Raw genomic sequence first — 12,211 nt, forward strand, 5'->3', positions numbered from 1 at the left:
CAACTTACAAATTACTTTTATTTTAAGCAAATAACTTTTATTAAAAGTAAATATGATGATGCAAATTAATGGGATATTTTTAACTTAGGAGCAATACAAGTGCTGTCACTATTTATATTAATCTCTTCATTTACAGTATTTATTTTAGTATTTTTATTTTTTAAAATAGCATTAAAAATTACAATAGGCAAAAATATAGGGAAAATTAAAAAAGATGATGAGAGAACGCGAAAATTAATCGAAAGAGCAATTTCTCTATTAAAAACAAATCCAAACGAAATAGGTGCACTTGAAATTTTAAATAATTACTACTATAAAAATAAAGACTATGAAAATGGCATAAAATATGCAAAAAAATTATGCCAATTAATAGAAGACAACCCAATAAGTCAAGAAATAAACACATTTAAAGCTTTTTTAAGCTATGGATTTTATAATCTTAAAAGAAATTTTAACAGAGAAGCCTTGGAATATTTAAGAAAAGCTTTTATGTTAAAAAAAACAGATGAAGATGCAAATTATTATCTTGGCATAGCATTCTTAAAAAACGAAATGTATAAAGAAGCTCTATACTATCTTAAAAAAGTTCACAACTTTAATAAAAATAATAAAGATGTCCTAAAATACCTGGGAATGACTTTATTTAATCTGGAAAGCTATAGACAAGCTGTTATAATATTCAACAATATAAAAAAAAATATACAAGACGATATTGAAGCTCTTTTGGCATATGCTAAGTCTTTGTCAAAAATGAATCAAGACCATCTAGCAATAGAGATTGCCAACAAAATAAAACAAAAAGACGGAATGATTTATGAGGCTTTATTGATTACATCTGAGATTCATTCAAAAAATAAAGAATTAGAAAAATTAGAACAAAATATTAAAGAAATAATAAAAGTAAAACCTGACTTGCCTAAAAAAATTTTCCTTGAATTATTTTATAATCTTGGAGAACTCCAAATCTCTGATGAAAATTATCAAAAAGCTACAGAAGCTTTTACCAAAGTTGAAGAGATTGATCCAAATTATAAAAATATTAAAGAAAAATTAGAATTTAGCAAAAGGTTAAACGAAAATATAGCTTTAAGAATATATTTACGCAGTTCAAAAGAAAATTTTGAAAAAATAGCAAATGAAATTATTTTAAAACTATATTTAAATAAATTCCAAATAAGAGATTCTAAAATAAACGAAATAACAACACAATTTATTGATATAAACTTTCACTTAGCTAACAATCAATGGGAAGAAAATTTAATAGTGCGCTTTGTAAGAACTGAACAAGATACTTTTGGTGAATTGTTCTTAAAAGATTTCATTTCAAAAATAAAAGAAAATAAAATAAAAGGACTCTGTATTGCTCCATCAAAATTCTCTTTAAAGGCCAAACAAATGATTGAGGGAAGACTTATTGATCTAGTAGAAGGCAAAAAACTAACTCAAATACTTAAAAAAATTAACATATCTAAATACACATGAAAAAACATTATCTTAAATATTTCATAGGATTTTCAGTTTTGCCATTCTTAAAAATAGTAAAATGCAAATGATTGCCTGTACTATAGCCAGTGCTTCCCATATAACCTATTACTGCCCCTCTTGAAACTTTTTTTCCAACCTTAACGGCAAAAGAATTCAAATGTGCATATAAAGTTTGAAATCCGTTGCTGTGAGAAATAACAATATATTTTCCATACCCTCCCGCATTAAATCCCACAGTTACAACAATGCCTTCTCTTGAAGCTTTAATAGGGGTATTAGCTAAATTTGCAATATCTATTCCATTGTGAAAACTAATAACTCCTGTAAAAGGATCTGGTCGATAACCATATCCTGAAGTAATAACACCCTGCACAGGATAAATAAAAGTTTCTCCTAAAACCTCTTTTAAAAAATCTTTGGGCAATCTTCCTCCAGGAATAAACAATTTTTGCCCTAAAGATAAAACTTCATTATCAAGATTATTAGAATCTAAAATATCAACTTTGGGAACATTATAAACGCTAGCTATAGATGAAATAGAGTCATTTTTTTTAACAACATAAACAATTCCTTTCATATTAGGAACTTTAATAATTGAATTTGGCTTAATATTTCTTACATCTTTAATTTCATTAAAAGAAATTAAAGTTTCACTAGTTATTTGATATCTAGCTGCAACATGTGAAAGCGTTTCTCCAGGCTTAATTTTATGATCAAATACCTTTAATACAAAATTTTTTTTAAATTCAGGAACATTTGAAGAAATATTGGATTCAGGCAAATAACTACTAATTTGAGCTACATCTTGATCGCTATAATATAAAAATGTATCAATAAAATAATCTTTGGGCAAAGAAAGCCTATTTAAAAAAACATACGAACCATAATAAGAAAAAATATTAATATAAAATGTTAATATAAAGACAAAGATTATTACATTAAGCTTAAAAATAAGCCTATAATCGAATTTTACACTAAAGATATCAAAAATTTTCTCTCTCAAGCTCTTATAATAATATTTATATTCATAATGATTAATATTTTGTATTTTAAGATTATAGAAAAATAAAGAAACTTTTTTAAAAAAATTGATTTTTTTTTTAAAAAAGTTCTTAAACTTAAAACCTTTTTTTCTTCTTTTGCCAATATTAGAAATATTTGCAAAATCTTTTAATTCAAAATTAACATTCTTTTTACTATTGAATAAAAAATTTTTTTTACGTTTTTCTACCCTTTGCTTTTTTTTTGGTATAATCATATCATGCTATTTCATTATACAATAGAAAATTGCATTTGAATGAAAGCATCGCTTAAAAGTTATGAGAATATTTAAAGCTCACAAATATGAACTAGCATCGATTTTAGCCGCTTGCTTATTTTTAATAACCTTAATAAAGTTATTCTTATCATTTTACATAGTAAAAGGCGAATCAATGAGCCCAACAATATTTGAAAAAAATTGGATTGTAAATCATAAGTTTGCATATGGAATTAGACTTAAAAAACGCCAAAAATACCTTTTATTATGGAAAAATCCCAAAAAAAATGAAATGGTACTTATTACAGACCCCATAACAAACAAAATTGCCATTAAAAAAATTTTTGCAATTCCAGGAGAAAAATTTAAACAAATAGAAAAAAATAAAATATGCATACATGATTTAAACTTTAAAATAGATGAAAATATTTTAAAAAAAAATACTAAAAAAATTCCTGAAGACCACTATTTAGTTATAGGAGAAAATAAAAAGATCTCATTGGACTCAAGAGATTACGGATTTATAAAAATTGACAACATATTGGGAAAAATAATTTATTACTTTTAAAAAATATCTTTGTTTATTTGAGTTTTTAATCAATAATACTTGTAAAAGTGTTTGAAAGACTTTCTTTTGCTACATTGTCAGATGAACTTGTAATTTTTATTTCAATAAAATTAGAAGAATTGGTTTCTAAATCTTTAGCATTAACGCTCAAAATACCACTTTCATTTAAAGTAAAGAGTACCTCTATTTTAGGAATTCCCCTTAAAGCTTTTTGAATATTGCCAAAAGAAAACCTACCTATAGAATAATTCAAAGAGGCTTTTTTATATTCACCTTGAAGTATGTGAATCTCAATTTCATCTTGATAATCATTGGTAGTTGTAAATAGTTTGCTCCTAGAAATTGGCAAAGCAGCATTTCTCTCTATTAAAGTAAAAAATTCATTGTCCTTTATCTCAAGCCCAAGAGAATAAGGAGTCACATCCTTAAACTTGATAACAGAGTCATTTCTAGAAAGACTAAAAGCATGAATACCTGCACCGATAGCTACAACTTCATCTTGATTTAAAGCATCTAAAATTGAAACAGAAGGAAAAGATTCCTTTAAAACTTTTTCAATCAAGGGAATCCTTGTTGAACCACCAGAAAGTATGATTTTTGAAACACTACCAATATCAACCCCAGAATCAGCAATACATTCCATAGATAACTGAATAGTTTTGTCAATATATTCACTTATCATTGAATTAAATTCATCCCTTTTAAGATTATAATTTAAATGCTTACCATCAAGGAAAAGCAAAGTAATATCAACCTCTTCCATAACAGATAAATTTTTTTTACCCTCTTCAATTCGCTCTCTTAGCTGTTCTAGAAGAAAGATATCTTCCAGATTAAAATCAGGATATTCATTTTTAAAACTATCTAAAACATGCTTTTCAATGATTTTATTAAAGTCATTACCTCCAAGTCGACTTTGCCCTTTAACCGAAAGAACAGTATAAGTGTCGCCTTGTTTTTCCATAAGAGTTACATCAAAAGTTCCACCCCCAAGATCATAAATAAGAAAAATTCCATCAATCTGTCTTTCAAAGGCATAAGCAATAGCAGCTGCGGTTGGCTCATTAAGTATGGCCTTACAATTCAACCCAGCAACATTTGCAGCCTCAACAACACATCTTCTTTGAATCTCAGAAAAATATGCAGGGACTGTTATTACAACATTTTCAATCTCTTCATCTAAAAATTTTTCAGCGTTCTTTTTAACACTAGAGAGCAAATGTGCTGAAATATATTCTGCTCTATAAAATTCGTCATCTACTTTATAAAAATTATTAGAACCTATGTTAGTCTTAAAATCATAAAATGTTTTTTGTGGATTGACTAATATTTGATTTTTAGCGGCACTTCCAACAAAAACATCCTTATCTGAGAAAGAAACAATGGAAGGAGTCATTCGCTCACCCATTTCATTTAATATTATCTTAGAACTAACATCAAAATACGATGCCACAGTATTTGTGGTTCCAAGATCAATACCTATCCATTTTTTCATGAATACCTCCCCTATGTATTGAAATAATTAACTCTACCTCACCTAAATCTAACTTAAACTTTTTAGCAATAGCTTCAAAAGACATGCCTTGTTCATGAAGTAAAATAATCTGACTGCGAACATTATAACTTTCTTTTATTATATTTTTTTCAATAGTAGGCATAGAATAATCCAAATTGCTTTTATAAATTCCATCACTTTTCGATCCAAAACTAGAAGGACTATTACCAGGAATAGTGCTGTTAAACCCTAATAGCCTCTGATCAAGAATCTCAATTCTCTCGTCAACCTCTTTAATGATTCTATTTAAACTTTCAATTTTTATTTCAATAATATTTATATTTCTATCTGTAGCCTGATTAATTTCAATAATTGTTTTATCTACCTCACTTTTGAACTTTCTAAGTATGCTATTAGATTTTATTTTCAAATTAACATACACATGAAAATATATAAACATAAATATAATTAAAATAAGATAAAAAACAATAAACATATAAAAACCCTAAAACATCTTATCTCTTAATATTAACATTCTTGCCAATTTTAGGATCTTCAAATTTATCAGAATATAAACTAAGCATTACCTTCTCTTCATTCTTATTTTTTTTAACTGGAAACGAAAGCAAATAATTATCCTCTACCTTGCTAACTACACACACATTGCTAACCTCAGAATCAGTATGACAATCTCTTAAAAATCTATATCTAGCATTTTGATTAATTTTTAATCTTTTGCGCTTTTCACTTTCACTTAAAAATTGTCTAGCTTTAAAAGATCCAACAACAGACATCTTAAAAACTTCAAATGTATCCATATACAAATCCTTATATTAAAGATCATTCACCTGGCCTTAAAAGGAATATAGGTCATAACTTTAATATAATTATCATCCTCTACAAAAGTAACATTGTTATAATCTTTTGAAAGCTCATAAAAAGCATTTTTAATATAAAGCTTAACGCCTAAACAAGCTATATTTTCAACAGAAACTTTACCCTCTATCTTAGTATTTTCAAGCTCATTTTGCAAATCAATTCGCTTAGCCTCTATCATTTTTATTTCCATTCTAAGAATTCTACTCTCATTAACAAATTCATTATAACTATCAATCTTTAAGGATTTTTCTGCCTTATCTGTAATAAGCACAATATTCTTTTTCAAAGCAGCAATATCTTTAGTTAAAACTTCTAATCGCTTTTCAATCTTTTCAAGATGACTAGTAAACCTAGTTAATAAATCTTTAATTTCAGGATCATAGCCAACATCAATGCAAGTTTCACAACTTCTATCAGAACCTATAGAATAAGCCCTAACCTCTTCTTTGGCATAAACATTAGAACCAACTATTTTTGATTTTTTACCGATACAAAGAACTCTCTTTTTAGAAGAAACTGAAGAATTCACAATACCTCTTAAAACTTCAACTTCCCCGCCACAATTTAAAGTAACATTTTCTAAAAACTTAGCCCTAACATTCCCCCGAGCATAAATTTTAGAATCACCCTTACCATTCACACCACTATGAAAAATAATAGACCCATCCGTTTTTAAATTGCACCGCCCCACCAATCCTTTCACTTCTATTCCACTTTTGGCCATAATATTGTATCCGTCCAAAACATTGCCCTGCACAAGAACCATCCCATTATTTACTATATCCCCAGTAGCAGGTCCAACATCACCTTTGACTAAATAAATATTATGAACAGATATTACACCGTCTGAAACAGACATATACCCATTACATTTTGCCCGAATTTTATAACCATCTTTAAAAGTATTCTCACCCAAAATAAAATTAATATCCTGTCCACTCTCTGATTTCAACACTTTGCCAAAAACGGTATAACCATCTATACCTTTACCAAAAGGAATAATTCTGGCTAACTCCTCGCCTTCAATAACATTTCTAAATCCTATGCTTGAAACCTCATACTCGCCAAGCCTATTATTTTCATCAACAATAAAATCAATATAAGAATCCTTGCCCTTTACTGGCTCTAACCCTTTTGCAAGTTCAACAGGCTCGCCATAAACAGGATAATCCACAAATTTTGCTACTTTATCCTTAAGTATTGCAACATCTATTACTCCATATTTTCTAAGAATATTAAAAATATCTTGTGCAAAAATTTCAGCTCCATTAATTCCAGGCGCAGTAAATTCAATGGTAACTGACATTGAATTTTCTGATATTTGAACCATCATTGTAACATTTTCAGAAGGATCAGATTCAAAATCAGCAATTTTTTCATAATATCCACTAGCATTCTCAACTATACCCTTCACAATGTCTTTATTAAAAATTTCAATATTGCTATGTAATTCTAATTTAGAAATAACATCTTGATAATTAATAGGAATTCCTTGTCCCTTTGGTGAGATAACCTTTAAAAATACACCCTTTGAAGATTTTCTGATAAAAAATTCACCATCTGATGAAATCACCTCTTCTTTTTCTGAATCATTTTTTGAATCAAGAGACACCTTAGGCTTGCTAGAAGAATTCCTATAGGCAACTATTTTCCATTTTCTCTTCCCATATCCCAATATACCACTACTACCTTTTGACAAAATCTCATAGTCTAATTCTTTATAAGGCACCGAAAGCTCCAAAGAAGCATCATTTAAGGCCTCTTCAAGAGTATCTGCTTCTATTTCCATCAAATCAACATGACTTTCTCTTTCCAAGTAAGATCGCATCTTATCACAAAGTTCAGAAAAATTTATAGCCCTGTCATCCATACTTATTCCTTCTTGCTCATTAAAGTTTTAATAGCATCTGCAACAACTTTAGGATCATTATCTTCAATAAATGAAATTTTTTTATTTTTGTCGCTCCCCCTACTCATGTCTTCAGTATCAAATTTATACTTTTTAACTTCTTCTATAAAATCAACACTACCACTGTTATTTTGAGACTTCTCATAAAGAGAATTTTTATTTTGAAAATTAAGATTCTCTTTAAAATCCTTATCATTTTTCTTATCATCTTTAAGCTTATTTTCCATATCACCAGACAATTCCGTTGAAAAAAGATTCGATAAATATTTCTTATAGATAAACTCAATTAAAAGTCCAATAATAAAAAAAAATACAAACTGTAAAAAAGATCTCATTAAGATTGTAAAAAATGATAAGCCACAAAACAAACCTAAAACTGCTGAGATAAAAAGTGCTGATACACTAGCTAATAAAATATACTTTAATTCCCTGCTTACAAACATAATGTCTTATTCCACACCAAAAAATCTTAATATAAAACCTATAACCCCTCTTCTTTTTCTATTATCTAGAGAAACCTCCTCAAGAGTGGCAACAATAGAATCAAGACAATAGCTAGCTTTGCTATTTGGATTTACCAAAACAAAAGGCTTTTGCTTAAAAACAGAACTTCTAATGTTTTGATCCTCATAAATATGACCCAAATAATCAATATTTAAATTTAAAAATTGACCCGAAATATCTATAACCTTTTTAGCAACTCCCTTAGCCTCACTAACATTAGCTACTCTATTCACAATAAGTCTTAAATTTTTTAAATTCTCCATCTTATAAGACAAAACCTTTATTATTCCATAAGCATCGGTAATAGAAGTAGGTTCTGGAGTAGTAACAATAACAACATCGTCACTAGAAAGCAAAAACGAAATAACTTGCCTTGAAATTCCAGCACTAGTATCTATTACAACTATATCATATTCATATATTTTTAATAATTCTTTTATAAATTTATTAACATCAACATCAGAGAGATCTAAAAGCTCCATTGTACCAGAAGCACCGGCTAAAAGATCAATATTGTACTCTGTCTTTGTTATTACTTCTCTGATATCACGACTTTGAGCAATCATATGATATATACTATACTTAGGGATAACTCCAAGCAAAATATTAACATTAGCCATTCCAATATCAGCATCAAGTATTAATACCTTTTTACCAAGCTCAGAATATTTAAGAGCAAGTCCAATTGCAATATTGCTTTTACCAACACCACCTTTGCCACTACTAACGGCAATAAATCTTGTTTTACTGTTTTGAACTTTCTCATCAACTGAAAAATTAAATTTGCCGTTTAATCTCATCATATCTCTTAAACTTTGAGCTTGATCTTCCATTATAACTTTCCTTAATAATAAGATTTACTTTTTATCTTCTTAATAAACTCTGAATCATCGCTTATTCTGTAGCCATTTATTCTTCTAATAAAAGTAAGTGGTTCTGCAACACTGATATTATGGGGAACAATTTGCCCATCCGTAACATAAGAAACTACTTTCTTCATTTCATAAATCAAACTTATTAAATTTCCAACACAAGTGGTTTCATCCACTTTGGTAAAAATCACAGTTTTATAATTAAAAGGAGAGAATTGGTGAAATATTTCTTTTACATCTGATGTTTTTGTGGTAGAACTTACAGCCAAATGAAATTCGGCATCTCTTCCACAAGCATTAAGAAGTTCCTTCATTTCAGCAAGCTTCATAAAATCTTTAGGACTTTTACCAATTGTATCAACAAGTATAAGATCGAAATCCTTTGAATCAGTAATTTCATCTTTTAAATCTTTAAAAGACTCAATTGCTCTAACAGGAATACCCATAATATCACCATAAGTTTGAATTTGTTTTTTAGCTCCAATACGATAATTATCAATAGTAATAATTTTAATATTTAAACTCTTAGATTCTCCATTAATACCATAAATTGCTGCAAGTTTTGCAATTGTGGTAGTCTTTCCAACACCTGTTGGACCAACTAAAATAAAAACCCTTTTCTTAAGATTATCAATAATAGATCCTGAACATTTAATTGTCTTTGCAATATATAAAACAACATCCTCTCTAACTCTCTCATAATCATCAAGATCTGACAAACTAAATTCTCTCTTAATAAACTCATTAATGTCTTTAATATAGTTTTCAGAAAAATCATTTTCTCTTAAAATGTCTTCAATTTTTGTAATTGTTGGATGATTAATATTTTCTTTTTTATGAGCAAGTTCTGTTTTAAGAGACTTAACTTCTTTAAGCACATCTTCAATTGAAGAATTTTCTTCTCTTTTAATGCTTTGAAGAATCTTTCGCTTTTCATCTTCAACATTAATCTGTTGATTGCCAATGTCATATCTAACATAACCTGAAACTTCAACCCAATCTTTGCTAAATAAACCTAAAATTCCTCCATGAGGAACGGTTTTATAAGTCATAACCCTAGCATTCTTACCATATTTTTTCTTAATTATTTCTATGACTTCATTATAAGTTGGACCTTTTTCTGTAAAATACTGAACCATATATTATTCTTCAACCTCTACTGTTTTAAGAACATTAACTTTAATATTTTGGGGAACCTCTAAAACAGACATAACAACAAGATCTGGAATCTCTCTACTTGTTATCACTTTTATTATAGGTCTTGACGATTCGCTTGAGAGAATAACTGGATAAAATCCTTCTGCTTGAACTTCGTTTACAATTTTGAAAAGTTCATAAATAAATTTGGTTTTTAATTTAGGATCAATTGAGCTTATAAGCTCATGATTGGATTCTACACGAGAATCAATTATTATTTGCTCAAAACCGGAGTTTAAAGTTATTACATTAAGCTCAGAATTTAAATCTAAATACCCACTAGCTATTTGCCTTCCAATTGATTGCCTACATTTTTCAATCAAGAAAAATATGTCCTTAGTAATACTTGTGAAATCTGCAATTGTTTCAAAAATTGTAACCAAATTGCGAATTGAAACCTGCTCTTTTAAAAGACCTTGTAAAACTCTTTGAATCTCGCCAACTGAAAAATTCTTAAGAACCTCTTCAACGATAGCCCCATAATCCTTTTTAAAAACATCAAGAGTATTTTGAACATCTTGACGAGTCAAAATTTCGTAAGAATGTCTTTTAATAAGTTCTGTCATATGAGTAGCAATAATCGAAGGAGGATCTACAACAGTATATCCTAATTTTTCAGCAGTTTCTCGCCCATCATCATTTACCCAAAGAGAAGGAAGTCCAAATGAAGGATCTTTAACAAGATCTCCATCTATTCCAGAATCAATTCCAACATTTATCACTAAAAATTTTCCAAGCTTAATCTCGCCTCGCCCAACCTCAACTCCTCTTAGTTTAAAAGAATAAGCATTAGGCTCAAGCCGCATATTATCAACTATTCTAATCTTAGGCACAACTATTCCAAATTCAAATGCAATCTCACGCCTTATCTTAACAATACGATCAAGCAGTTCAGAAGTTTTTGTATCATCAACTATTGGAACAAGATTATATCCAATCTCAAGAGCCAATGGATCAAGCGGAACAATAGGGGCAACATCTTTGTCTGAATAAATTGACGCTTGCTCTTCTTCGAGTTTCATTTTTTTTTCTATTTCTTCTTTTTGTCTTATTCCTGAAAGAGAATAAGCTAAAAATGCAATTAACAAACTTATAAACATAAGAATTAGGGTTGGGAATCCAGGAAGAAAAGCTAAAAAAAACAAAAACCCAGAAACAATCCAATAAATTCCTAAATGATTTGTGAATTGCTCAAAAATCTCACCACCAAAACTATTTTTTGAAATCGACCTAGTAACAATCAGGCCTGTAGCTGTTGAAATTAAAAGAGCCGGCAATTGAGACACAAGCCCATCACCAACTGTCAATGAAACATAATTATTAAGGGCTTCGCTAAAGTTAAGACCTTGCAAAGTTATTCCCACTAACAAACCACCAAGAATATTTATAAGGGTTATTAAAAATCCAACCTTAACGTTTCCTGATACAAATTTAGAAGCTCCATCCATTGCCCCATAAAAATTTACTTCTGATTGTAAATCGTTTTTTTGCTTTGTAGCCTCTTCTTCTGTCAAATTTCCAGAACTGTAGGCAGAATCAATGGCCATTTGCTTGCCAGGAAGTGCATCAAGAGCAAACCGAGCTGCAACTTCAGCTACCCTTGTTGCTCCTTTGGTAATTACAATAAATTGAACAGCAATAATTATTATAAATATAATAAATCCAATAACAAGTCCTTGAATTCCAGAACTACCCACAACAAATGTCCCAAATGTTCTTATCATTTGCCCATCAAAATTTATACCTTTAGTTAAAATTAACCTGGTAGAAGAAATATTAAGAACGAGTCCAAAAATAGTCATCACAAGCAGTAATGTGGGAAAAACAGAGAAATCTAGAGATCTCTTAGAATAAAGAACAATTAAAATAATTAAAAGACTTATTACTAAATTAACCGTAATCAAAACATCTAAAATAACTGCAGGAAGAGGCAAAATAAATCCAGCAACAACAAATATCAAGCCGACCGAAATTATTAAATCAGACTTATTATTAAGCCCTAAATACCCTAATACAGAATTTTTTCTAGCATCCAACAATAGAA

General features: G+C 29.0%; 11 protein-coding genes. 2 read left to right on the forward strand and 9 right to left on the reverse strand.

Annotation, left to right across the window (positions count from 1 at the left end):
* The first annotated feature begins 99 nt into the window (after nt 1–99).
* Nucleotides 100–1,482, forward strand: a complete 1,383-nt coding sequence (locus QIA22_RS01855; RefSeq protein WP_301611477.1) for a tetratricopeptide repeat protein — start codon at nt 100–102, stop codon at nt 1,480–1,482.
* A 7-nt stretch (nt 1,483–1,489) separates the two neighbouring features.
* Here QIA22_RS01855 and QIA22_RS01860 read toward each other — a convergent pair whose 3' ends face one another.
* On the reverse strand, nt 1,490–2,743 hold the full coding sequence (locus QIA22_RS01860; protein WP_301611478.1) for a peptidoglycan DD-metalloendopeptidase family protein: 1,254 nt from the start codon (nt 2,741–2,743) through the stop codon (nt 1,490–1,492).
* 61 nt (nt 2,744–2,804) lie between these two features.
* On the opposite strand from QIA22_RS01860, the gene lepB reads away from it, so the two are divergent.
* The gene (gene lepB / locus QIA22_RS01865; RefSeq protein WP_301611479.1) at nt 2,805–3,311 is read left to right on the forward strand and encodes a signal peptidase I; all 507 of its coding nucleotides are present in this window, start codon (nt 2,805–2,807) and stop codon (nt 3,309–3,311) included.
* Nucleotides 3,312–3,336: 25 nt separating this feature from the next.
* Here lepB and QIA22_RS01870 read toward each other — a convergent pair whose 3' ends face one another.
* The 8 genes from QIA22_RS01870 to flhA are packed head-to-tail and all read right to left on the reverse strand — an operon-like array spanning nt 3,337 to nt 12,206.
* Complete coding sequence (locus QIA22_RS01870; RefSeq protein WP_301611480.1) at nt 3,337–4,806, reverse strand: Hsp70 family protein; 1,470 nt, start codon at nt 4,804–4,806, stop codon at nt 3,337–3,339.
* Nucleotides 4,784–5,302, reverse strand: coding sequence for a DUF6115 domain-containing protein (locus QIA22_RS01875; RefSeq protein WP_301611481.1), 519 nt, complete (start codon nt 5,300–5,302; stop codon nt 4,784–4,786). Before QIA22_RS01875 ends, QIA22_RS01870 begins: the two co-directional genes overlap by 23 nt.
* Nucleotides 5,303–5,321: 19 nt before the next feature.
* The gene (locus QIA22_RS01880; RefSeq protein WP_301611482.1) at nt 5,322–5,624 is read right to left on the reverse strand and encodes a hypothetical protein; all 303 of its coding nucleotides are present in this window, start codon (nt 5,622–5,624) and stop codon (nt 5,322–5,324) included.
* A gap of 26 nt (nt 5,625–5,650) precedes the next feature.
* Complete coding sequence (locus QIA22_RS01885) at nt 5,651–7,555, reverse strand: FapA family protein (RefSeq protein ID WP_301611483.1); 1,905 nt, start codon at nt 7,553–7,555, stop codon at nt 5,651–5,653.
* 2 nt (nt 7,556–7,557) lie between these two features.
* Nucleotides 7,558–8,037 carry a hypothetical protein gene (locus tag QIA22_RS01890; protein ID WP_301611484.1) on the reverse strand — a complete coding sequence of 160 codons (480 nt, stop codon included), beginning with the start codon at nt 8,035–8,037 and terminating at the stop codon, nt 7,558–7,560.
* Between the two features lie 6 nt (nt 8,038–8,043).
* Nucleotides 8,044–8,931, reverse strand: coding sequence for a MinD/ParA family protein (locus QIA22_RS01895; protein ID WP_002556868.1), 888 nt, complete (start codon nt 8,929–8,931; stop codon nt 8,044–8,046).
* A gap of 11 nt (nt 8,932–8,942) precedes the next feature.
* Nucleotides 8,943–10,109 carry a flagellar biosynthesis protein FlhF gene (flhF, locus tag QIA22_RS01900; RefSeq protein WP_014023517.1) on the reverse strand — a complete coding sequence of 389 codons (1,167 nt, stop codon included), beginning with the start codon at nt 10,107–10,109 and terminating at the stop codon, nt 8,943–8,945.
* 3 nt (nt 10,110–10,112) lie between these two features.
* A complete protein-coding gene (flhA, locus tag QIA22_RS01905; protein WP_301611485.1) occupies nt 10,113–12,206 on the reverse strand; it encodes a flagellar biosynthesis protein FlhA in 2,094 nt (697 codons plus the stop codon).
* Between the last annotated feature and the right edge of the window lie 5 nt (nt 12,207–12,211).

Origin of the sequence: Borreliella kurtenbachii, from assembly GCF_030437945.2 — a bacterium.
GTDB lineage: Bacteria > Spirochaetota > Spirochaetia > Borreliales > Borreliaceae > Borreliella > Borreliella carolinensis.